Below are 24259 nucleotides of genomic sequence, written 5' to 3'. Positions count from 1 at the left end.
CCCTCAAGGCCCTCCCATGTCCCAGCTTCTCAAGATCGTCCTGATTGACTCGCTCTGCGCCGGTGCCAAGGCGGAACTGGTCATGTCGGGAAATACCAGCCTTAACGGCACTAATGGCATCGGCAAGTCGTCATTCCTCAAGCTGATCCCGGTGTTCTACGGGGCGACACCCGGCCGGGTGATCCGGGCTGGCGCCAACAAGCAGAGTTTCGCCAACTGGTACTTGCCCAACGCCTCGAGCTTCATTGTTTTTGAGTACACAAATTCGGAAGGACAGCCACGCTGCGCCGTCATGCACCGCAGCGGCGAAAGCTATTCCTACCGGCTGGTGTCCAGCGCCTGGAAGCCCGAGCTGCTCTACATCGATCCGGCCGCCGGCCTGCTCGTGTCGGCAGCCGAACTTCAGGGGCACATCCTGCGTATCGGGGTGGACTGCTCGCCCGAGCTGCAGCCCATGCACTATCGCCGAATCATTCAGTACAACACCGGCAACGCCAACCTGGATGGGGTGGATGACCTCAGCCGTCGCAAAATGATCCAGACCTTGCGCCCCAGCTTCTCGCTGGCGCCTAAGCGCAAGGACTTCGGCGGGATCGACAACGTGACCATGGCGATGCTGGAATCCGGACACACGTTCGAAGGCATCAAGTCGACCATGACCGAGATCCTTCAGCAGGACAACGATGACCCCAGCCAGGCCCTGCAAAGCATCAGCGGTCACGCCTTCCGCTCGCTGATCGACAACCATGCCGGCCTCCAGATCTACGAGCGCGAACTGAAAGGCCGGATTAGCGAGCTGGACACGCTTCGCGAGCAATACGAATCAGGCACCCGCCAGCTGGCCAATCACAAGCAGCGCGCCCTGCTGATGATCGAGGACTTGCGCAGCGGTCAGCAGCGCAACAGCGAGGCCATCGCCGACGTCACCCGGGAGGCCTCCGAATACGAGGAGACCACGCTGAAGCAGCGTGATGCTCTGGCCACCGAGCGCGGCACCATCGCTTCCGACCTCAGGGAAGCCGAACTGCAGGTCAAGCGGATCGAAGACCAGCGAGCGCAGTATGAACGCGATGGGCTGGAAGACCTGCTCGAACTGGACGCCCGCTCGGAAGAGCTGCTGGCCCAGCGCGACCAGAAGCAGCAGCACCTCAGCCAGCTCAACCAGCAAGGCATCGATATCCGCCTGCTGCACGAGCAGCGCACCCAGGCGGCAAAAGACAGCGCCACCGATCTGCGCGAGAAGACGCGCAGCCGGACTGACGCCGACAGCCGTGCCCTGCTGGCTCGCAAGGAAGCCCATGACCGCTACTACAGCGCGCTGATCGAAGACACGCGCGACAACCAGCGCATCGAGATGGATGAGGTACAGGCTCGCCAGCAGGCTGGTGTCGCTGAGCATTCGCGCCAGCAGGCTGAACTGCGCCTGCTGCAGTCGCTGACCGTACTGCCCGATGCCCAGGCCGAGCTGAATGCCGCGCAGGCCGCAATCACCGAGCAGCGGGCGGTGTGCGACGAACACAAAGCCGCATGCAAGGCGCTGGAGGTCGAGGACAAACAGCTGCATGAAGCGCAAGCCGTTCTGGCCGCTAGCTATCAGGGCGCGGAACGTCGCCGAGAGAACCTCAAGCAGAACCAGGACGAGCTGGTCGCCCAGCTCAACGCCAGCAACGACACGCTGCTGGGGTTCCTGCGCAAGAATCACCCGAGCTGGACGGACAACATCGCCCGCCTGGTGCCGCCGCGCGTGCTGATGCGTACTGACCTTAACCCGTCGCTGCACACCAGCCTGGTCAATGGCGAGGGCAACTCCACCGGTGCGGATCTGACGCTCTACGGGGTTGAACTGACCCTTTCCCCGCTGAGCGCGCCCTCCTTCGCCAGCGACGAGGACATCAAGGCTGAAATCGCGTCCCTGACCGATCAGATCCAGGCCTGCGACATCGAGCTGGACAGCCTCAAGAAGCAGCACTCCGCCTTTGAGGATCGCAAGCGCCAGCTGCGCCAGCGCGAGTCCAAGGCCACCCAGGCACTCTCGCAGGCTGAGGCCGAGCTGGCATCGCGCAGCGATCTGCTCACCGGCATCCATGAGCGTGCCCGCGCGCAATACCTTGAGCAGCTGGAAATCCAGGTCTGCCGGACCAATGAAGCCGCCGAGCGCCTCAAGCAGATCGAGGAGGAGATCCACACCCTCAGGGGCGACCATGGCCGCCACCTGCTGGAGCTGAGGACGACAGGCGAACTGGCTGGCAAGGACATTCTCGAGGAGCACGAGCAGCTGCTGGAGTCGTCTCGCCTGGCCATCCAGCGCATCGACGAACAGCTCAAGAAGGAACTCGATCAGCTCGAGGCCGACAAGGCTACCCAGCTACGTGCGGCCGGCATCGATGACAGCGTAAACCGTCGGCTGGAGGCGGAAATCGCTGCCCTGGGGCGCGAGATCAAGCGTTGGACCGACCATCGCTCGATCATCGAGAGCTACCGCCTGTGGAAGGCCAACGTGCTCCCCGAGCTGGGCAACCGGCAGGCGGAGCTGATCCGCTGCGAGGGCGAGCGAGACCGGATCAATCGTGCGATTGAAGAGTTCGAGCGCGCCCGTCAGGCCGTGATTGCCGAGCGCAACATCCGCCGCAAGGCGCTGATCGAGGAAGGCAATGCGCTGGCCGAGCAAATGACCATCAGCCAGAGGATCGTCGGCCAGCTCAATAACGTCGATGCCAATCCGGAGGCCGGCCGCCTGCAGAACCAGAAAGCCGAGGACATCGAGGCCCAGGTATCCGCGCTGCGCGCCGAGCGCGAGGGCATTCATAAGCGCGCCCGTGCAACCTATCACGAGGTGACCACCCGCTACAGTCGCGGCAGCCTGCAGCAGACGCCCCACGGGGGCGAGATTGACCAGATTGCCGCGCAGGCACGGCAGGCCGCCGAGGATTACGAGCTGGCCTGGCTGCACGCCTCCAAGGGGCTGCGCGAGCACATGGACAACTTCCACCATGAGCAGCGCGGCAAGATGATCATGCAGGCGCAAAGCCTGGCGATCAAACTCTGCGACAGCAGCGACAAGCTCGATATCCTGCACAAGTCCATCCTAACCCTGGGCCGCCACGCAACTGCCCGGGCGCAGGCGGTCCTCGGCTCGTTCCCGCCGATCCAGAAGTTCGAATTTCGGGTCACCTCGCGCATTCACAACCTCTCGTTCTGGGCCGACCTCGCCAACTTCGAGACCCAGTACCGTCGCTGGCACGAAATGGGCGATGGCTTCGAGCCCACCGCCCTGTTCATGGATGCTGTCCACCGTATCGAGCGGCAGATCCGCGAGGGGGCTTTCGGCACCGATATCTCCAAGTGCTTCGATGTGAGCGTAGCCTGCGTGGATCAAGGCCACCTGAAGGTCGCCAACAACAACCAGGATCTGGTCAACATCAGCAGCGACGGCCTAACCAAGATCATTGTCTCGATGGTCTTCGTGTCGCTGTTCGAGCTGCTGCGCAAGGATGCCAACTTCCAGATGGTGATTCCGCTGGACGAGGCGCTGGAGCTGTCCCCGGAGAACTACATCGCCCTGGTAGATCTTTTTAACCAGCGCGGGGTGTCCATGCTGGCCGCCTTCCCCGGCGGCGCCCCAGAACTGCTGAAGCAGTTCCCGAACTGCTACACCCTCAAACGCCGGGCGACCGGCAAGGGAATCGAGGTGCGCGAGTACCTGAACGACGAAATTGACCCTCTGGATGACCTGAATGCCGCCCTGGCAGAAGAAATGGAGACCCTGGCATGAGCGGCCTGCCCCCTGAGCAATTGAAGAAAGACGCCCTGCTCATCCTGCTGGCCGGTGGCTTCATCTGTCCGTACAGCCAGCCCGAGCTGCACCGGCAGATGCGCGCCGAGGGATTCGCCGATGCCGTGCGCGCCGCCCTGGCGCCACTCGGGCGCGACCTGGGCGCGCTGGGAGAGGATGAGGCCCCTGAGGCGTACTTCGCCCGCTATGTCGATCTCGACGACCCGCGCGACCGACAGCAGGCCACCGCCCAGCTGCTGGTGATCCGCGACCAAATCCGCCCGTGCATCGACCTAATACGCCTGCTGGATCAGGCCAGTGGTAACGATTCATGCATGGCGCCGGGCGAGGAGCTGTCGTTCGCTGCGCTTCTCAATGCCATCGAAGAAAATCCCACCTTCCGCGACCAGCTGCGCGACCTGGCCGGCCACGAGTTTTTCGCGGCTTCTCGCAACGGTAAGGACACCAAGGACAAGCTGGGCAGGGTGCTCAAGGCCATGGCCGATGCTGAATATCTCGTCAAGCGCAGCAGCGAGTCGTCCAACTACATCATCACCGGCCGGATGGGCTATCTGCACCACATCCTCGGCTGGCTGGCTGACCACCACCGGTTGTCTCTAAACAACGTCGTGGATGACCCGCAGGTGCTGGCGCAAAGGGGCCTTCTGTGAAAGCTGAAGACTGGAAGACCCTCGGCAAAGCATTGATGGACAACGCCGAGTTGCTCGAGGAGCTGGCCTCCGCCGACGACACTGGCATTCCCGAACCGGATCGGCAAAACAAGACGGCCGCCTGGCTGGTGAGCAAGGGGCTGATCGACAGCGATAACCACATGCTGCACCTCAGCAGTCTGCTGCTGGATATCGGCGCCCAGGTCTCCATCCAGGGCTTCGAACGCGCCGCGCCCGACCTCAAGGAAACGCTGATCTCGATCCAGCAGCATTGCGAGTCCTACCACGCGGCAAAGGCCGACAACTCGCCTGAGGACATGGAGCGTCATCTCAAGCGCTTGTCACACACTACGCGCCAGGTGATCAGTCACCTACGCGATGAGTACCTGCTGGCGCGCAACTTCATCGAGGGCGGCTACGGCTACTCCACCCGCCTCTCCGACCGCTTGCGTGACATCCAGAATGCGATGGGCCGCCTGCGCCGGTTGCACGACAAGCTGAAACTGTTCTCTTTCCGCAGCCTGCACAGGCTCACCGGCCGCGACCGCACCCTGGTTCGCCTGCTGACCAGCGAGATCCAGGGCTCCCTGCACAGCGCCGTGATGCGCAATAGAAGCGAGCTGGACGAGCTGATCAATCGGCTCGACAAGCTGAGCCTGACGGTGCGCAAACGCAGCCGGCTTCGCCAGGTGGTGCACGCAGTGGATGCCTTCTTGCTGGCGGGCAACCCAATTAATCTCGATCCACTGCTGGAGCAGGCCGATGCCCTGGCCTGCCTGCCAGCCCAGCCGCTGACGATCAGCGGGAGCCCCTACACCCATGGCAGCTCCGAGGAGGGTTTCGAGGCGATAGAGCAGCTGATGGCCAGCCTGCCGCAGCCCAAGGAGCGAGTGGCTCCTATCGAGAGCGGCAAACCCCGTGAGTCGGTGGTGGTCCCGGTGCAGGAGCAGACAACTGAGGCGATGGAAACCCCCTTCGCCCGCCGCCACCTCGGGGTCATGCTTCGCCAGCTGATCGACACCCGCCAATCTCAGTCGGCCACCGCCTACTGGAAAGCTCATGGCGACACGGAAGTGGATTTGCGAATTTGGCTGTATGCGCTGGACAACTACATCCAGCTGCAGGAGGCGATGAGCAAGAAGCTGGGGAAACGTCTGAATTATCGGCTAGAGGCCGAATTCGCGCCCTTCCCTCCGACCTCAGCCAACCGGCTGGTTTTGGATCTCAAGCTGGTTCGCTCTCAGCGCGCAGGGTAAAAATAGGATGCTTGAGTTCAATGCCCGGACTATCGAGACAATCACCAATGCTTTGCGCCGCTGCGACCGCAAGGTCAACTTAACAAAGACCTGGTATTGCCTGCACCAAAGCTACGGAATTGGCACTCCGTCCAGCTCCGGGGCCAGCCTGAAGCTTTCCGAGCAAGATCACTCGACACTCCGCGCCTTAATCAAGCGCCATACATCCTTCGACCCTCTGAAGCAAACCACGGCTGAGCTGAAGGGGGACCGGATGGAGCTCGCCCTCAAGACCCGCAACGAGAAATTATCCAGCCAGACGGTTTCCGCCGGTATCGTTATGGTCGGGTCACCCACCCATGCGCTAACGCTAGCGTCCGGCACCTACCAGCTGCCGCCCGGGTCGACTTTGAATGTGCCGGCGGAAGAATTGCACGGAACTCATCGGGTGGTGCTGATTGAGAACCTGCCAGTGATGTACCACTTGGCGCGCTATCGTTGGCCTCAAGACATCGTCGAAATTCCGATGCTGTTTCGTGGCAGCCCTCAGTTCACACCGGCAGCGGTGACCAAGGCGCTCGCAGGCGTCCATGAGGTGGTCTGCTTCGCTGACTATGACCCACAGGGGCTGATGAACTGCCTAACCCAGCGCCGTGCCTGTGCGATGGTGCTACCTACGGATGAAGCCATCCACCGCATAACTTCCACCGGCCTGGACAAACCGGCTGACTTCGCGAACCAACAGGCTGCAAGAGAGTGGCTGAATACGCTCCAGTTGCCACCGGTGCAACGTATGCTTGCGCAAAAACTGGCCATTTCGCAGGAGTCAATGGCCGGCTCGGAACTGATTTTATATCAGCTGGAGCGGCGGGATGCAGACCCTCACAGCGTACCTAGCGCAGCGGACTTTTGGGGGTGAAGCCGGCCGTCCGCCTGGCCGAGGAGCGCCAGGTTCTGCGGCCCTAGCCATGGCAATGGCAATGGCAATGGCAATGGCAATGGCGAAGGCAGTTTTGCCGGCTTCCTCGACAAATCAGCGGTGAGAGCTACCGACTGAAGAACCAGCGACGGGCTCAGTAGTACTGTGCCAGCCCCGGCGCACACGGCTCAGCGTGCCTTTACGCAGGCAGCGAGCCCCTGCAGGCTTCAAGCGCAAGTGTTGACCATCCTTGACCAGGTATTTCATCGCCTTGTGCGTATGAGGCCGTATCGACTGATCTGCCCTGTGGATCTGGCCGATGCCGCACTCGTCACCATACTGTTCCTTGTCGTGGTTGCAGCTATGCGCATAGCCCTGGCCACGCGTGATCGCCTCCCACAGCTCGGTGATCTCAATCGCCTTCCAGACATCCCGGCACACCACATTGCCATTGAAGAAGTAGGCAGCATGGATGTGGTAGCCCCTTCCGTCATTACGATCCCCCTGTTCTATCGCGCAGATATATCCGGTGAGGTGCTCGAAAGCCGGATGCCGGCTGTGCTTGGAAATCAGAGCATCCAGATCGTCAAAAACCTGCTCGATTCGTAGCCTGGTCTGCGCTTCAGACCGGTAGTAAAGATCAAGCCTGACGACTGTCGTGCGTGAGTAGCGACTCAGCACCGCATCCGTGTACGCAGTGATCTCCCTCTCTTGCTGCTTGGCCAATTCTCGGCGGTCCCCGCCCCTGCGCCGATACCACTGCTGACGGGTCAACTCGCGGATGCGCTCAGTGAGTAAGTTCATGCTCTGCGGATGGCTGAGCCCCCTGCTCAAGCACCTAGGACCATCGGGTGCAAGCTCAAGGCCGATGTCATGGCACGCTTCCCGGAACGCTAATAGGTGCTCGCTGTAGTCGTAGGGCAATCGGTCATCGAACAGGTCGTACATCTGCCGAATGTTGGTGAAGTAGCGGGAGAGCCTGGTCTCTTCAACACGCTCATAGCCTGAGCGCTTGTGCGTGATTCGGAATGCAGGTGTGTCGCTATGCTCGATAGCGTGGACGAGTGACTCGATCTGTAGGGCTATGTCGGATTGGGAGAGGTAGGTGTTGAGCTTGCGGTTGTTCATGGTTCAGTACCTAGTTGGTGATGTCGCATACCAAGTACGTGGGTGTGTTTCTTTTTACTGGTCTTCTTTCCCTCAGGTAGTCAGTGGTGATGGGTAGTGGTGATTAGTATCGGTCGGTAGAGTGTTGGGTATATAGCTAATAGCTATATAAATAGATGCAGTGGTGTCAGCTAACAAGCATCCCGGCTAGGCGGGGCAATGGGGAGCAACATTGCCAAGCCTGCCGGCGATCTTTCACATTGCATTCAGGGAGAGTTAGCTGGGAGCGCAGCACACTGAGCTGCGGCATAAACGCCATGACCAGCCGTGGCTGGTCATGGCGTAATGGTCATTTCTCCCTAGCAGGCCACGCTCAGATGGCCGCTTGAGCACGCGGGTGCGCCTTCAGCCAGATCCCGTTCCTCAATTTTTGCCAGGATCCAATCATGGACCTCGCTATCAACCCAGCCGACGCAGCGATCGCCCAGCGAGACTGGTTTCGGGAAGGTGCCCTCCCCGATGTATTTGTAGATGGTCGACCGGGCCAAGCCGGTGGAATCGATTACTTCTTTCAGACGGATGATTCGCATGAGCAGGCTCCTCTGTGGCTCAGAGGATGTGCAGTGGGTGTAAAAAATGACTTGAACCTAATCTTTTGGCCGAGTCAGCAAGCCAAAGCTGTAGCGCTCATCAATAGGAATTTCAGCCTCTTCCTCATACAAACTACAAACACGAGGGAGGGTATAGTTGATAACCAAGCAATTGACGTGGGGTATAGGGGGGCTCCCCATTAAAAGCACGGTAACGCGAATTTCACTATCATGCTTCGGAGCAGGAATAATTTGAATGTGCGTGCTATCAGCCCCACCTGAAGGCATGCGCATAACTAGTTTTCGGATCCATCTAGCGCGCTCTACCGCCAACCAAGCAATATGCTCGACCACCACTACCCAATCGGCCACATCTACACCCGCCCCACCGACTGCGCTTCCATTAGGCCTCTGGAAATCAGCCGAGACCATATCCTCTACCGATTGAGTTAATTCAGGACACCTTGGGTTTGAAAGTTCAACCCAGCGACGGGTGAGTAAAAATGATGCATATCCGTCCACCCGCAAGCAGAAAATCTCGAAGGCTTGGTCCTCAATCCCGCGAAGAAAACGCTCCACGATAGGTCGAGCAGTGATACACGCAAGTTCGCGTCGATCGCAACCATACTCCTTAAGCGCCAGAACCGCACTGACATCTCTACCGACCCCAAGGAACGGGTGGTTCAAATTAAGAAAGTAGGTCGTACTGACCTTGGCTCCAACAAATAACGTGTTCGACGCCCCCGGAACATAACTTCTTATCAACCCTCTATCTACAAGACCCATTAACTGCGATTTAAGTTTCGCCTTGCCCATACCGGTTGCCTGCCGAAGCTCTAACGTCGTTACGCCACGAACGACACCAAGGTCATCCGAATAACTGAACAGCACAGCTAGAAGCCATCTAGCGCTAGCACTAGGCGAATCGGTATCGCTTCTGCGCGGGGGCTTCTTGAAGCCGATACTGTTGCTCTGAACAACGCCATCGCAGCCCTTACCGCTTTGCTCATTATTAGCAGAGAGGAGATTTTTAATAACCCGCTTACAAACGGGTGGACAAATGTCTCCCCGCCCCTCGCTTAAGCGAGCCTGCATCATCGCTGATAACTCATACGCGCTTGAAGGACGCCCTCTACCAATAGACACCTTATTAACAACAAGATGTGCCTCAGCCGACAATCTCGAAACTGCCCGCGCAACGACACGAACAGATATTCCTAAGCGCCCGGACAACTCTCGAAGGGTCATCTTCACGGGGCCACGGCCCCCAAAATGCATCGCGAACGAGGCCAGGACCAGCCGCTCTTCAGGGGAAAGACCCGCGCTACTGGCCCCGCATAGACGTAAGAAACACATATGACTACCGGTTTTATATCCAAATCGGACCCTATCCTAAAGATTATCGTTACGCAATAGCGTTATCTGATAACGTATTGTTCGGACCCGCTGTGGCCGCTAGGATGGTCTCCCCCTACAACACGGACTCAAACCCTTGGGACGAAAAAGAGCAATCGGTCTGGAATGGCTCGATCCACGAGATATAGATCAACGTTATTGGGCAATAGAATATTTGTCGGCAAAGGGCTACCAAGAGCTTTTTTATTATCAGCAAAAAATTTGTCCAGACGAGCTGCCTTCACATGAACAAATGCTACATGCAGGCAAAAAAATTGAGCAAAGCGCTGGCGCGCGAGAACTTCTGAAAGACATGAAAGATGCTTGGCGACAGCAGAGGAACAGGAATAACAAAAAGCAGGAAGGTCATTTAGTCTGTAGTTTTACATTAAATGGGGAGACCAAAAAAAACCTGAAAAAAATGGCCAGCGAGCTGAATATAAGCGCAACAGCACTATTAGAAATATTGATAAAAAAGGCATACCAAACCCATACCAAAAAGCAAGCGAAGCAGCCACGCGTACGGCTAGCAAAAAAACCACAGGGTAACCGTAGCGACACATTGAGGGGCTACAAAGAAAATTATAAAAACAATCCCCCTCAGACAAGTTCGCCACCGAATCTCCCAGAGCATAAAAGCAGCTCAACTGAAGATACAAAAGCCGCGGATACCTTATCCAACTCAAATGACGACTTTGTCGAATCGCAGGAAAAAACTTGCAAGCCTATTAAAAGCCGTTCTGAAAATATAAATGAAATCAAAAGAAACAGGAAAACTTACATCGTTCCAAATGGGATGCTGGAGAGAATAGTCACAGTAGAGGACATGGATGTATCCGGCCCTGTTGAGGTCTCCCCTAACATCGACGAATAACAACGCAGGCGGTTTTACTGGTCAACTACCTGAATCGCGAACTGCGCCCGGCTTGTAGTCGATGGCTGATTTTCTTGGCAGCTGCATGAACTAAGTGCAACACTTCAAACGAATTGAAGCATCGCAGGTGGGTATTTTCATACTGAGCAGCAAGTGAGCCGCCAACTTGAAACGCTCATTTCCAGGCAACAGCTTGCGCTTCGCGCTGACACGCCTGGCGACTGGCCTGCATCTGCTGCTGGCCACGTGGGCCGAGTATTAGCCACAGGCAGCTCAAACTGCTACCAGCTGTTAGCTGATGGTCGACAAGGGGGCGATTGACCAAGCTGCCCTTGTATCGTAGCCATACCCGTGCGACACGTATGACCGTGTCGTGCTTGGTTTGGTTAATGCGCCTAGGCACCTTAACCCCTTGCTATCAGGGGGTTTGAAGCCCGAAAAAGCATTCAACAAACCGGCTCAGCCTGGTTAATTCCACACCCTGGAAACGCTTCGTTTTGGCGGGGATGGATAACAAAAGCTGTATCTGTTCAAACCCTAAAATGGGTCAATGAGCGGTTACAGAAACAGGTTAGTAACCTTCAGCTATCATCGAATTGTTACTAAAAATGTCTGGCCCGAGGGTGAATTTGCCCTCCGGGCATAACTCACCCTCGCACGCCTGGCAGTGAGCCAATTCACCGTGGTGAGACGTTGTAGGGTGTTGAACCAAGCACGGAGCGAAAAGCTCCGAATCGCATTGCTCAACTTCGCTTGTATAGGAAGTACCGAGCCTGGCATGTACCTGCCAGTTCATTAGATCGGCATGCGTCAGGGGCCAACCCTGGGGTGTGAAGCTCGATTAACAATGTCTCGCTCTTATGAGGGTGTTATCCGGTGACGGAGAACGCTATACGTCCGAATTGCACGGACGTAACGAGGCTAATGACCCAACCCGCATGGCTAACGCATGTGAATCGTCGCCTGAACCTTCGTAACTACGAATAGGCCTACGGCAATTATTGGCCTTAGCCAAAATCGGCATGTAGTCGGACAGCGCAGTGGGATGATGCGTTGCGGTACCAATACGACTACCGGGGGAAAGACGAAGCCTAAACGGGGAATAGATGCGACTCGGGGAACGTGGCAATCCCGACCACTCGCCTGACCAGCAACAACATGGTCAGGCAGGCAAACCGCAAGGGGCGCTGATGGGTGTGGGGAATGGGAGGATGCAAGAAGCGAATGGCTGCCTGTAATGGGTAGCATACCGGTCGAAACATCACCGGCAGGGGCAACCCTGGCTGACGTGCATCTGGTTTACGAGCGCAAGAAGAGCCGCTGATTCCAGCGATAACCAAACGACCCTATGGGCGACTACTGCCCATAGGGGAGTAGTCCGTCCTGAATGTCGTTCATCTCAGGAGGACTGTATGAAAACGCAACCAGCAACACCGGTCGCGTCTGCGCCCTCTGGCGGAGTGATGAATTGGCACGATCTCGATTGGGCCACCGTTCAGCAAGCCGTTCGGAAAACGCAGCTAAAGATTGCGCAGGCAACACAGGAAGGTAACTGGCGCAGGGTTAAACGCCTGCAACGGATGCTGACCTATTCGTTTTACGGCCGCTGTTTGGCTGTACGACGAGTCACGGAGAACCGGGGTCGTAAGACTCCGGGCGTCGATGGAGAAACCTGGGGATCGCCCCAGGCCAAGCTCCGTGCTGTGGGAAGTCTGTCGAAACAACGGGGTTATCGGCCCAAACCGCTACGGCGGGTCTGGATACCGAAACCCGGTAAGCATGAGAGGCGCCCGCTGGGCATCCCGACGATGTTGGATCGGGCCATGCAGGCGCTGTATCTGCAAGCGTTGGAGCCTGTAATAGAAAGCACCAGCGATCCGAAGTCCTATGGATTTCGCCCGGATCGTTCGACTGCTGACGCAATGGTTGAGCTTTTCCACCTGCTGTCGCCCCAAACGGCGCCGGTCTGGATTCTGGAAGGCGACATCAAGGGCTTCTTCGACAACATCAACCACGAATGGCTGTGTCGGAATGTCCCGATGGACACCAAGGTACTGCGCAAGTGGTTAAAAGCCGGGGTTATCGACCGGCGACAACTCATGGCAACGGAAGCCGGGACGCCGCAGGGTGGAATTATTTCGCCCTGTCTGGCCAATGCCACTCTGAACGGTCTGGAAACTCAGCTGAAACGTCATCTGGCGAAGAAGCTGGGAATCAAGAAGGCCGAGAAGACCAAGGTGCAGTGTGTACGGTATGCGGACGACTTCGTGATCCTGGCGGCCTCGAAAGAGCTGCTGGAGGAAGAGGTCAAGCCCTGGGTAGAGCAATTCCTGTCAGTACGAGGGGTTGAGTTATCTCGGGAGAAAACGCGCATCACGCACATTCACCAGGGATTCGATTTCTTGGGGTGGAATTTCAGGAAGTACGTGCCGAAGTCACCACGCAGGAAGGCCAAGCTGCTGATCAAGCCCTCGAAGAAGAACGCCTCGGCGTTGTATCGGAAGGTGCGCGAGATCATCAAAAGTAGTGGGGCACTGACGCAGGAAGCGTTGATCGGCCAACTGAACCCGGTACTGAAGGGGTGGGCACAATACCACTCCCCGGTCGTGGCAAAACAAACCTTCAGCAGGCTGGATCATCTGATCTTTTGGCGAATCTGGAGGTGGGCGAAACGCAGGCATCCAAGGAAGTCGGCTGATTGGATCAGGAATAAATACTTCCGATCCATAGGCGGGCAGAGCTGGGTGTTCGCGTACCCCTACAAGAATGGTAAGGGGGAACGGCAGCATCGTCGGTTATACCAACTGGCGGGCACCGCAATCGTGCGTCACAAGCGTCTGCCGGGGAGTTACACACCCTACGATGCGGCACACGAGCTGAAGTGGGAGGCACTGAGGGTTCAACGGATGCAGCACAAGCTGCGTTATCGGGGGCAAATACTCAGTATCTTCCGCAGACAAAAGGGGCTTTGTGCCCTTTGCGGGCAAGCGGTGAGTAAGGAAACGGGCTGGCACGATCACCACGTCATCAGGCGTGTGGACGGCGGCTCGGATACTTTACGTAATCGCACACTGCTTCATCCCAACTGCCATGCGCTGGCTCATAGTCGGCAAAAAGATACACCTCTACGGTTTAGTGGTTTATAGCTGTAGAATCCGACGCAACACTCCGTGCGTTGCCGGCCAAGCTACTTGGTTTTTCGTAAGCTTGAGCCGTATGCGGTGAAAGCCGCACGTACGGTTCTTAGGGGGGGATGGGCCAGCAATGGCCTATCCCTACCCGACTGCTTGCCAGGAATGAAAGGAGACAACATGCCGCTATCCCCTGGTCGCAGGCTGCTGGCGCTGGTGACACTGAGTTCCCTTACCGCATTCGTCTCTCTTGGTGCACAGGCGCAACCGCTGGCCCTGCATTTTGAAGAAGCACAAGAGCGCCTCTTGCATATCTCCGATGCCCTGGCCAGCTCCCGCAGCCAGGTGGAGAGTCGTCGCCAGTTGGCTGAGGCCAGCCGCAGTTTGTCCTACCCGGATGTGTCCATTGATATCCGCCGCCTGCACTTCCAGAAAAACCTTAAGCTGCCACTGGGCTCGCTGGAGCCGGTAGCCGAGGCTTTCGATATCTCCAGTCCGCTGGAGTTCGCAGAAAAGGATTGGCGCACCCGGCCGATCGTGACGGCGACGATGCCGGTCTGGACTGGCGGGCAAATCAGCGCTGCCAAGGCCGCCGCCAATGCAGCAGCGGACGAAGCCGATGCCCTGCTGGCCCGCGCTGGCCAGGATGAAACCGTGCAACTGGTGGAGGCCTACTTCGGGCAGCAGTTGGCGCAACAGGTTGTCGCGGTGCGACTGGAGGTCCGCAACGGTCTGCAGGAGCATTACGAACATGCGCGCAAACTGGAACAGGAGGGTTTTGCCACTCGCGCCCAGCTGTTGCAGGCGCAGGTGGCACTGGATAATGCCGAGCGCGAATACGCCAAGGCAGTCAATGACCTGCGCGGAGCTCAAGCGGCACTGGCCGGTTTGTTGCGCAGTGACGTTCCCATCCAACCCCTGTCGCCGCTGTTTGTAGTACAGGCACCCCTTGAACCTGTTGAATACTTTGTCGAGACTGCGGTGCGCCAGCACCCCGGCCTGGAGCAATTGCGCGCGGTGGGCGAGCAGGCCCGGCAAAAGGTTCTGGCGGAACAGGCCAACTGGAAACCGCGCGTATATCTGTTCGGCCAATATGACCTGAAACGCGGGGATGCGCTGCTCACCGAGTCCGATTGGGCCTTTGGTGTCGGGGTGAGTTACACGCTCTTTTCCAATACCGATCGCCATCGCCAGGTGGGCGCGGCGCGCAGTCAGCAGTTGCAGGTGGAGCACGGCTTGCGCGATACCGCCGTCAAGCTGGAAATCGGTGTGGCGCGCGCCTGGCTGGCAGTCGACAGCGCGCGCCAGCAGTTCACCCTGCTGGAGAGTGCGCTGGCCAGCGCCGAAGAAAACCTGCGCCTGCAGGGCTTGTCGTTCCAGGAGGGGCAGGCAACCTCCCTCGATGTGATCGATGCCCGCCTCCAGTTGGGCAAAACCCGTACTGATCGTGCCCTGGCGGCCTGGGAGTTCGATCTTGCCTTGATTCAGCTGCTGGATGTCAGCGGACAGACCAACCGTTATAGCGATTACCTTCGCCAAGCCGACATAGTGCTTTCACCATGACCAATACCCGCTCTGCCCTCCCTCGCCTGCTGTTATTGCTGGCTGTTTTCCTGGCGCTGGCCGTCGTCATCGTCGGGCTCTGGCTGGCTTTTCGCACCGCCCCCGGAGTGGTACAGGGCATGGCCGATGCCGACTCGGTCAAGGTGTCGGCAAAGATCCCGGCGCGGATCGCCGAACTGCATGTGCGCGAAGGTGAGCGCGTCAGTGCCGGGCAGCATCTGTTCACCCTCGACAGCCCTGAAGTGGAAGCCAAGTTCCGCCAGGCCACCGCGGTGCTGGATGCAGCCCGCGCCCAGGCGGCAAAGGCCAGCGAAGGCGCCCGCGTAGAGCAGATCAGTGCCGCCGAGGCCAACTGGCAGCGTGCAAAAGCCGCCTCGGACCTGGCGCGGACGACGGCCGTGCGTCTCGATCGCCTGCACAGTGAAGGCGTGGTCACCCGACAGCAGCGCGATGAGGCCCTGGCCCAGGCCAGCGCTGCCGAAGCGCTGACCAGGGCTGCACGCGCGCAATACGACGAGGCCCTGGCCGGTGCCCGCCGCGAAGACAGGGATGCGGCCGACGCCCAGGTACGCCAGGCTGAGGCAGCGGTCGCCGAGGTTACCGCTGCCCGCAATGAAGCCCTGGGACTGGCGCCAGCCGCTGGCGAAGTCAGCAAGCGCCTGGCCGACGTGGGCGAGCTGGTACCTGCCGGTTATCCGGTGTTCACCCTGGTGGATATCGACAACATGTGGGTGTCCCTCACCCTGCGGGAAGATCAGTTTGGTGCTGTGAGCATGGGGCACACACTCAAGGGCGACATTCCCGCCTTGGCGTTGAGCGGGGTTGATTTTGAGGTGTACTTCATCAGCCCGGCGGGCGATTTCGCTACCTGGCGGGCCACCCGGCAATCAGCGGGCTACGATGTGAAAAGCTTTGAAGTACGCGCCCGACCGGTGCAGCCGGTTGCCAACTTTCGCCCGGGCATGAGTGTGCTGTTTCCGTGGCCACAACCCTGAACGGAGCCGCCACCGGCTTTCGTGCATCGCTGCGCAGTTCGGCGCGACGCGAATGGCAATTTCTCTGTCACTCGCCCTGGGACATGGCCTTGATCAGCTGGATTCCCTGGCTGGGCATGATCCTGTTCGCGGCGATGTTCTACAGCGCCGTGCCCCGTACGCTGCCGGTGGCCGTGGTGGATGACAGCCGCGGTCCTGTCAGCCGCGAATTGATTCGCGCGCTGGATGCAGCCCCGGCACTGGATGTACGCTCGCATCCGCTGGACCTGCATCAGGCCTGGCCATTGGTCCGTGCCATGCAGGTGGACGCGGTAATACATATCCCCGCCGATACCGACGACCAGATCCAGCGTGGTCAACCGGCAACGGTGTTCGCGTTCTATAACGCCGCCCTCACCACCGCAGGTGCCACTGCCTTTCGCGATATCGATGCGGCGGTAAAGAACCTCTCCGGCCGGATTGTGTTGGAGCACACCGCATTACAACAGGGCGTGGACAAACTGAAACCCCCCCCTGTCAGCGTCCAGGTAACCGTGTTGTTCAACCCGGCGCGCAGCTTTGAACAGTTCCTGCTGGGATTACTGCTGCCCGCGGTTCTGCATTTGATGCTGTGCGTGGCCGTCACCAGTGCCTGTTGCCGGGAACTGCGCGATGGCACTGCCGGACGCTGGCTGGAACAGTGCGGCGGCAGCCTGCCGGGCGCCATTCTCGGTAAATGGCTGATCTATATCCCGATATTCTCCCTCTACGGTTTTGCGGCGGTGCTGTGGGTGAGTGTCATCCGCGGCGATGGTATTGCCGGCTCACTGATGGCGCTGCTGGCAGGCCAGGTATTGCTGTACACCGCCTACGCCGCCATCGGCTTGCTGCTGTCCGGCGTGATACGCAATATGGGTACCGCCTTGTCGGGCGTCGGCCTGTACGCCGGTACCTCGCTGGCTTTCTGCGGCGCCAACTTTCCCATCGACGGTGCCTCCCTGTTCGCCCGCACCTGGCACTACCTCCTGCCCTTTACCAGCTACGTGAAACTGGATGCGGCGGAACGCTATCTGGCAGCACCAGCGACAGTGACCTTCACCCATCTGGGGGCGCTGGTGCTGTTTATCCTGATACCGGGAGCCATCGGTTATCACGCCTATCGCCGGGCGGTCCTTGATCCTTCCACCTGGGGGCAACGATGACCCGCACGGCCATGCAGAATTATCACGCTGCTTTTGTGGAGGCCTTTGCCAGCACCTTTCGCGCTGTTTTTACCGATCGCGCCGTGGTCATGGTGATGGTGGGCGCCGTTATCCTGTACTCGTTCTTCTATCCCACGGGCTACCAGCAACAGGTGGCCAGCGAACAACCGGTAGTGATTGTCGATCAGGATCGCACCGCCCTCAGCCGGGATCTGATACGCCATATCGAGCGTGTCAGCGCCGTGCAGGTGACGGCGCTGGTGGCCAGCGAGACGGAAGCCATCGCTCAGGTGAGCGCCATGAGGGCCGAGGGTTTCGTGGTCATTCCCAGGGGCTTCGAGCGGGATATCCTGCGTGGCGACCAGGGGGAAGTTGCCATCTATGCCAACGGCGCCTGGCTCGGGCGGGCCAATACCGTGCTCACCGGGCTGGGCGACGCCATCACCGGTTTTGCTCGCGAAGCGGCGGTCAGGCAGGCCGCCTTCGCCGGGGCCGCAGCACAGCCGCCCTTGCACCTGGTGCAGCGGCCCCTGTTCAACACGCGGGAAGGTTACGGCAGTGCGCTGGTCACCGGTGTGGCCGAACTGATCGTGCAGCAAACCCTGTTGATGGGCATTGCGGTGATGGCGGGAACCCGCCGCGAACGGAGGGGACAACTGTTTTTCAGCGGCACCCAGCTGATCGGCATTGCCAGCGCCTGCCTGCTGATCGGCTTCATCAACATGCTCTACTACGCCGGGTTCATGTTCTGGTACCAGGATTACCCGCGAGGTGGAAACTTCCCGGGCATGCTGGTCGGCGGTCTGTTATTCGTTGGCGCGGTGGTGGCCCTGGGCATGTTCATTGCCAGTTTCTTCCGCACCCGCGAGCGGGCCTACCAGCTTATTCTGGTCACCTCCCTGCCGTTCTTCTTCCTGTCCAACCTCTCCTGGCCAGCCACATCGACACCGCAATGGCTGCTGTGGCTGGCCAAACTTCTGCCATCGACACCGGGCATCAACATCATGGTCAAGTTCAACCAGCTGGGCGCCAGCTTTGCCGAGGCGGCGTGGGAAATGGCGAACCTGCTGGTGCTGATTGTCGTGTTCGGCGTATTGGCCTGGTGGCGCTATCGCCGGCCATCCTGATTACCGCCCCCCCCCTCCCTCATGCCTGATATTCGCTACTCGCGCTGCTGAGCCGTAGCAATTGCTCATGCTGTTTCCGGAGGGCTTCTCTCGTGATGAGATTCTTGGGTTTATGGGAGTGAGCGATGTTGAGCGGATTGCAGAAAAACGAATTGCACGGTTTGAGCGTGTTGTTTATCGGGAATGATGTATCAGCGTCCAGCAGCAGGCTCCATTCTATCACCGGCCACGCCATTTTTTCAGGTGCCGGTTCTCGTCCTCACCAAGCCGGATGCCGAAATTGTCCAGCAGGCTGTTGAACAATTGCGCGAGCGCCATAATGACCTTCGGTCCGTGTAATAATCACTCAGAGCTGCTACGCGCCCTGTGTGTAATGCTGTTGGCTGGTCACAAGGGCGGACCGCAAGGAGTAGGGATATGGACATGAAACAGCGGGCAAGGGAGCTGCTGCGGCGGCTGGAGGCGGCTATTGCGGCCAACCAGCTGGTGCTGCCTTCGCTGCCGGAGGTGGTGATCCGGGTGCGGGCGCTGACCGAGTCCGGCAACTGCTCGGTGGAGGAGCTGGAGCGGGAGATTTCGCGGGATCCGGCCATTGCTGCGCGTCTGGTCAAGGTTGCCAACAGTTCGATCATGCGTCGAGGTGTTCCGGTGTCTTCGGTGCGCCAGGCCATTGTGCTGCTGGGTTTCAGATTGGTGCGCTCGATGGTGACGCAGCTGGCGCTGTTGCAGACCATGGGTCGGGCTGGCGGGGACCCCGGGCGCCTGCGCGGTTTTGTCGAGGGCGGGCTGCATATCAGTGCCCTGTGCCGCGATCTGGCCGAGTCCTTCCCCTATCTGGATGCGGAGCTGGCCGCCCTCGGCGGGCTGCTGCATGACATCGGCAAGCTGCCGCTGCGCGAGTTTCTGCGTCAGCAGCCCGAGCTGAGCGGGATAGAGCGGCTCAGATTCGAGCTGATGTTGCACCCCTTGGTCGGAGCCATGCTGCTGCGGCACTGGGATATGCCGGAGGATCTGATACAGATGGCCCGCTGGCACGAGACCGTCCTGCGGGACAGCGGCCGCCTGCTGCCCGATTATGTCGACGTGGTAATCGCCGCCAATCTGATGCATTACGGTACGCAGGAGGGGCGGTATGCCCGGTATGCCGGTGTGTCCGTGCCGGCACTGGAGAAATGCCTGACCGGACGCAATCAGGACGAGCCGAACCTGCAGGGGCGCAGGGAGCTGGTCCAACTGATGACGAGTGAGTAAAGCGCTCGGGTACCCGCGGATGCCGCTGGGCTGCCCCGACGCGTATCATGTGTGTCTGGCAGGCCCGGGCTCGACACCCATCGAACCGGAGCGCTGCCTGCGACTCGAATGAGCAGGACGCAACCTCACAACGCCGGAATTCGACTTCAACGGGATGAACCGCATGTTCCTCAAGCCAATATCTGCCCTTCTTGCACTGTTCTGGATTCTGCTTGTTGTGCCGCTGGTCCAGGCGCAGTCCTCGGTCATTGAGGAAGTAACGCCCGAGCAGGCCCGGGAAGTGCTTGATGCCCTGCAGGACGACGAGAGCCGGGAGGAGGTGCTGCGCGCGCTGGAGGAGAGGGCGGCCGAGGAGTCTGCAGAGGAGTCCGAGGTGGCGGTGGAGGAGGAGACGCCGCTGAGTGCGATCGTGCCGCTGGAGGCCGATGGGCTTATTGCCCGCACCCTGGATCAGGTAGGGGACTGGGCAGCGGGGCTGCGGGTCCAGCTGATGCGCGTGACCCAGGCGCTGGGCGAGCTGCCCAACTGGTTCCAGACCACCTTTTTCAATGAGCAGGGGCGCCTGTTGCTGCTGCAGGCGCTTGCCGATATGGCGCTGGTGCTGGGTGTGGGCCTGTGTCTGGAGTGGCTGCTGCGTAGGCTGCTGCGCCGTTCCATGCAGAGCCTGCTGCACAATGCCCGGCAGGCGGATGTTCAGGCGCCGCCAGACGCGGCGCCGACCCAGGTTGCCGATCCGGTGGTGAAGGCAGCACTGGACCCGACGGATGAGAGTACTGCCCTGGTGCAGACCCAGCGCGATGGTCTGGAGCAGGTCGAGGCGGTCCCGATAGAACCACCGTCGGTCTTGATCAATCCGCAGGAGGCGGTGCCGGAGGATACCCATTCCGGCGTTGCCGCACCTGTGGAGTCCGAGGTCAAGGCCCTGCGCCGCCTGCCTTTTGCGCTGTCGGCCATGGTGCTGGATCTGCTGCCGCTGGGGCTGTTCTTCGGTATCGCGGCCCTGACAACAAGCCCGAGGCATTTCATCTGTACTCCATGCGCCAGGCCATCGAGGAGGGTTTCATTCTCGATGTGCTGCAGAACTACACCACCTACAGCACCGCCTGGAAGATCGCACACCCGGACGGCGGCGACGAGGAGGTGGACTCGAAGAAGGCACGGCAGAAACTCGCCCGCTGGGTGCGCCTGCATCCGTACAACATCAGCCAGAAGGTTGAGGTGATCGTCGAGCACTTCCGCGCCAACATCCGCCACCTGCTCGACGGCCAGGCCAAGGCCATGGTGGTTACCAGCAGTCGGCAGGAAGCGGTGCGCTACCAATTGGCGATGATCGCCTACGTCAAGGAGATGGGGTACACCGACGTGCATCCGCTGGTAGCCTTCTCCGGCAGCGTGCTGTCCGATGAGGTAATTCCCGAAGAGGTGACCGAGAACAGCAGCCTGCTCAATGCCGGGCTGAACGGGCGGGATCTGGCGGACGCCTTCGACACCCAGGACTTCAACGTGATGATCGCCGCCAACAAATACCAGACCGGCTTCGATCAACCCAAGCTGTGCGCCATGTACGTGGACAAGAAGCTGCAGGGCGTGGACTGCGTGCAGACCCTGTCGCGGCTGAACCGCCTGTTCCCGGGCAAGCAGACCTTTATTCTCGACTTCTTCAATGAGCCGCAGGATATTCTCGATGCCTTCCTGCCGTACTACACCAAGGCCGAGCTGACCGATGTCACCGACCCGCAGCTGATCTACGATCTGCAGAAGAAGCTGGATGCCGAGGGCATCTACTACTGGTCAGAGGTAGAGGCCTTTGCCCTGGCATTCTTCGATCCCAAGGCCCCGGCCAGCAAACTCAGCTACTACTGCGCCCCGGCCAGGGAGCGGTTTGCCAAGCGCTACGCGTTCAGCGTCGAGGCCCGACAGCAGGCGTTGGAATACAAGCGCACCGCCGAAGCCAACGGCGACAGCGCAGGCCTGAAGAACGCCGAACATGCACTGAAGGAAGCGGGTGAGCAGATCGACCAGCTTGACCTGTTCCGCAAGAACCTGCAGAGCTTTGTGCGACTGTATGAGTTTCTCTCCCAGATCATTCCCTATGAAGACCGGGAGCTGGAACAGCTCTGCGTGTATGCAAAACACTTGCACCCGCTGCTGCGCGCTGATCGGCTGCAGGAAGACGACGTGGACGTCGGTGAGCTGCAGCTGACTCACTACCGGTTGACCAAGCGCGCCGAACATAAGCTGCGGCTGGATGAGGAAGGCGGAGACTACACGCTGGACCCGGCAACCGCCGTAGGTAGCGGCAAGGCCCACGATCCGGAGAAGAAACGCCTCTCGGAAATCATCGAAGCCCTGAACGAGATCTTCGGTGCCGAGGTGAGCGATGAAGACCAGCTGCAGTTTCTTACGGGCATCGCTAGCCGCATCAGCCGGCAGGAAGACGTCATGGCGCAGGTAAAGAATCACTCGGTAGATCAGGTGATGCACGGCCTGTTCCCCAAACGGGTGCTGGATACCGTGCTGGACGCCATGACCGACCATGAGAAGCTGTCGCTGGAAGTGCTGGACAATGAGGTCAAGAGCCGGGCCTTTGCGTTGGTGATTCTGAAGATGCTGACGCAGGATGGTGGGCTGTTCCCCAGGGTTGGGGGGTAGGGACGTGAGGAGGAACTACCATGCACAGCCTCAAGCTGTATGCAGTTGCGGTTGCGTTTGTATTGGCAGGTATGCCGACGTTGGTTGCTGCCGAGTGCCGCTCCTTTACCAGTAGTGAGTTGCGCCAGGCCATTATTCAGAAGACCATCCGGGTCGGGATGAAGGCGGCGGATGTGAAGCGCAGTTGGGGCGAGCCGACGCGGGTGCGTCGCGCGCACCCTGGTGATGATGAATGGGAGTACTGGCATCCTGCGGGTGACCAGATTGTGAGTATCGGGCCGGATGGCTGTGTGACAGGGTGGCGGACTGCTCGAGACTGAGGCTGGCTGGGTGCCTGTTTTTGGTGCTGTTGCTGGATACCGTATATTCCCTATTTCACTGGAACATGAACGGCTTGGCAGGCTGGGCCTCGTTTTCTTGCAGCATTGGAGCGTTCTCGTATCTTTGCTCCTTCCCCCTGGTCTGGTGAGACTCCTATGTTGAAAAAGATCGTACTGGCCCTGACCGTGGCCCTGGTGACCGCTTCCGTACACGGCGAACACGCTGACAGTAAAACCACCTCTATCTTTTACGGGCGATTCGAACTGAAGGTGCCCACGCATCAACTGGCTGGGGCAGAGATATTGAGTGTGGATGGCCCGGTCATAAAGTTTTCCGATTCCGTCATATTGGCTGGGACGATTGCGACCCACGAAAAACGACAGCGAACGGGCAGCGAAGGTCCAGCAACAGGCACTCCAGGGCTGAATTAAACAGTACGGCGCTCTATAATCCTTGCATCTGTGCGACACGTTGAACGGGTCGTGCTTGGTTTGGTTAATGCGCCTAGGCACCTTAATCCCTTGCTATCAGGGGGTTTAAGCCAGAAAAGCAGTCAACAAACCGGCTCAGCCTGGTTAATCCACACCCTGGAAACGCTTCGTTTTGGCGGGGATGGATAACAAAAGCTGTATCTGTTCACACCCTAAAATGGGTCAATGAGCGGTTACAGAAACAGGATAGTAACGTTCAGCTATCATCGAATTGTTACTAAAAATGTCTGACCCGAGGGTGAATTTGCCCTCCGGGCAGAACTCATCCTCGCACGTCTGGCAGTGAGCCAATTCACCGTCGTGAGACGTTGGGGGGATGTTGAACCAAGCACGGAGCGAAAAGCTCCGAATCGCATTGCTCAACTTCGCTTGTATAGGAAGTACCGAGCCTGGCATGTACCTGCCAGTTCATTAGATCGGCATGCGTCAGGGGCCAACCCTGGGGTGTGAAGCTCGATTAACAATGTCTCGCTCTTATGAGGGTGTTATCCGGTGACGGAGAACGCTATACGTCCGAATTGCACGGACGTAACGAGGCTAATGACCCAACCCGCATGGCTAACGCATGTGAATCGTCGCCTGAACCTTCGTAACTACGAATAGGCCTACGGCAATTATTGGCCTTAGCCAAAATCGGCATGTAGTCGGACAGCGCAGTGGGATGATGCGTTGCGGTACCAATACGACTACCGGGGGAAAGACGAAGCCTAAACGGGGAATAGATGCGACTCGGGGAACGTGGCAATCCCGACCACTCGCCTGACCAGCAACAACATGGTCAGGCAGGCAAACCGCAAGGGGCGCTGATGGGTGTGGGGAATGGGAGGATGCAAGAAGCGAATGGCTGCCTGTAATGGGTAGCATACCGGTCGAAACATCACCGGCAGGGGCAACCCTGGCTGACGTGCATCTGGTTTACGAGCGCAAGAAGAGCCGCTGATTCCAGCGATAACCAAACGACCCTATGGGCGACTACTGCCCATA

16 protein-coding genes and 1 pseudogene are annotated in these 24259 nt (G+C 59.1%); 14 read left to right on the top strand and 3 right to left on the bottom strand.

Annotated elements, in window-relative coordinates; all coding sequences use genetic code 11:
* Positions 1–16: 16 nt before the first annotated feature.
* Genes ACY8D3_RS04370 through ACY8D3_RS04355 form a run of 4 tightly spaced genes read left to right on the top strand, consistent with a single transcriptional unit; the run spans position 17 to position 6597 of the window.
* The gene (locus tag ACY8D3_RS04370; protein ID WP_045633491.1) at positions 17–3772 is read left to right on the top strand and encodes an ATP-binding protein; all 3756 of its coding nucleotides are present in this window, start codon (positions 17–19) and stop codon (positions 3770–3772) included.
* On the top strand, positions 3769–4443 hold the full coding sequence (locus tag ACY8D3_RS04365) for a hypothetical protein (RefSeq protein WP_045633490.1): 675 nt from the start codon (positions 3769–3771) through the stop codon (positions 4441–4443). Before ACY8D3_RS04370 ends, ACY8D3_RS04365 begins: the two co-directional genes overlap by 4 nt.
* Positions 4444–4478: 35 nt before the next feature.
* On the top strand, positions 4479–5699 hold the full coding sequence (locus ACY8D3_RS04360) for a hypothetical protein (protein ID WP_462381949.1): 1221 nt from the start codon (positions 4479–4481) through the stop codon (positions 5697–5699).
* 7 nt (positions 5700–5706) lie between these two features.
* Positions 5707–6597 (top strand): DUF7281 domain-containing protein, encoded by an 891-nt coding sequence (locus ACY8D3_RS04355; protein ID WP_462381947.1) that lies wholly within the window; start codon positions 5707–5709, stop codon positions 6595–6597.
* Positions 6598–6711: 114 nt separating this feature from the next.
* Here ACY8D3_RS04355 and ACY8D3_RS04350 read toward each other — a convergent pair whose 3' ends face one another.
* The 3 genes from ACY8D3_RS04350 to ACY8D3_RS04340 all read right to left on the bottom strand — a co-directional run bounded on the left by ACY8D3_RS04350 (position 6712) and on the right by ACY8D3_RS04340 (position 9185).
* Positions 6712–7725 (bottom strand): YagK/YfjJ domain-containing protein, encoded by a 1014-nt coding sequence (locus ACY8D3_RS04350; protein WP_462381946.1) that lies wholly within the window; start codon positions 7723–7725, stop codon positions 6712–6714.
* Positions 7726–8063: 338 nt separating this feature from the next.
* A complete protein-coding gene (locus ACY8D3_RS04345) occupies positions 8064–8294 on the bottom strand; it encodes a helix-turn-helix transcriptional regulator (protein ID WP_462381945.1) in 231 nt (76 codons plus the stop codon).
* Positions 8295–8351: 57 nt separating this feature from the next.
* Positions 8352–9185 (bottom strand): hypothetical protein, encoded by an 834-nt coding sequence (locus tag ACY8D3_RS04340; protein WP_462381944.1) that lies wholly within the window; start codon positions 9183–9185, stop codon positions 8352–8354.
* Between the two features lie 601 nt (positions 9186–9786).
* Here ACY8D3_RS04340 and ACY8D3_RS04335 point away from each other — a divergent pair.
* The 10 genes and pseudogenes from ACY8D3_RS04335 to ACY8D3_RS04290 all read left to right on the top strand — a co-directional run bounded on the left by ACY8D3_RS04335 (position 9787) and on the right by ACY8D3_RS04290 (position 23215).
* A complete protein-coding gene (locus ACY8D3_RS04335; RefSeq protein WP_462381943.1) occupies positions 9787–10563 on the top strand; it encodes a hypothetical protein in 777 nt (258 codons plus the stop codon).
* A 1412-nt stretch (positions 10564–11975) separates the two neighbouring features.
* Complete coding sequence (gene ltrA, locus ACY8D3_RS04330) at positions 11976–13709, top strand: group II intron reverse transcriptase/maturase (RefSeq protein ID WP_462381928.1); 1734 nt, start codon at positions 11976–11978, stop codon at positions 13707–13709.
* 165 nt (positions 13710–13874) lie between these two features.
* Positions 13875–15257, top strand: a complete 1383-nt coding sequence (locus ACY8D3_RS04325; protein WP_462381941.1) for a TolC family protein — start codon at positions 13875–13877, stop codon at positions 15255–15257.
* The gene (locus tag ACY8D3_RS04320) at positions 15254–16252 is read left to right on the top strand and encodes an HlyD family secretion protein (protein ID WP_462381940.1); all 999 of its coding nucleotides are present in this window, start codon (positions 15254–15256) and stop codon (positions 16250–16252) included. Before ACY8D3_RS04325 ends, ACY8D3_RS04320 begins: the two co-directional genes overlap by 4 nt.
* Entirely contained in the window at positions 16237–17433 is a 1197-nt protein-coding gene (locus ACY8D3_RS04315; RefSeq protein WP_462381938.1) for an ABC transporter permease, read from the top strand. Before ACY8D3_RS04320 ends, ACY8D3_RS04315 begins: the two co-directional genes overlap by 16 nt.
* Positions 17430–18560 (top strand): ABC transporter permease, encoded by a 1131-nt coding sequence (locus ACY8D3_RS04310; RefSeq protein ID WP_462381936.1) that lies wholly within the window; start codon positions 17430–17432, stop codon positions 18558–18560. Before ACY8D3_RS04315 ends, ACY8D3_RS04310 begins: the two co-directional genes overlap by 4 nt.
* 417 nt (positions 18561–18977) lie before the next feature.
* Entirely contained in the window at positions 18978–19811 is an 834-nt protein-coding gene (locus ACY8D3_RS04305) for an HDOD domain-containing protein (protein ID WP_462381934.1), read from the top strand.
* 1002 nt (positions 19812–20813) lie between these two features.
* A pseudogene (locus ACY8D3_RS04300) lies at positions 20814–22463 on the top strand (type I restriction enzyme subunit R domain-containing protein); the annotation flags it as partial.
* Between the two features lie 20 nt (positions 22464–22483).
* Complete coding sequence (locus ACY8D3_RS04295; RefSeq protein WP_462381932.1) at positions 22484–22783, top strand: hypothetical protein; 300 nt, start codon at positions 22484–22486, stop codon at positions 22781–22783.
* A gap of 156 nt (positions 22784–22939) precedes the next feature.
* Positions 22940–23215, top strand: coding sequence for a hypothetical protein (locus ACY8D3_RS04290; RefSeq protein ID WP_462381930.1), 276 nt, complete (start codon positions 22940–22942; stop codon positions 23213–23215).
* Positions 23216–24259: the final 1044 nt, after the last annotated feature.

The organism is Pseudomonas sp. Marseille-QA0892 (assembly GCF_054950135.1).
Note: the sequence above shows the minus strand (reverse complement) of the source record. Positions and strands in the feature narration are given on the sequence as shown.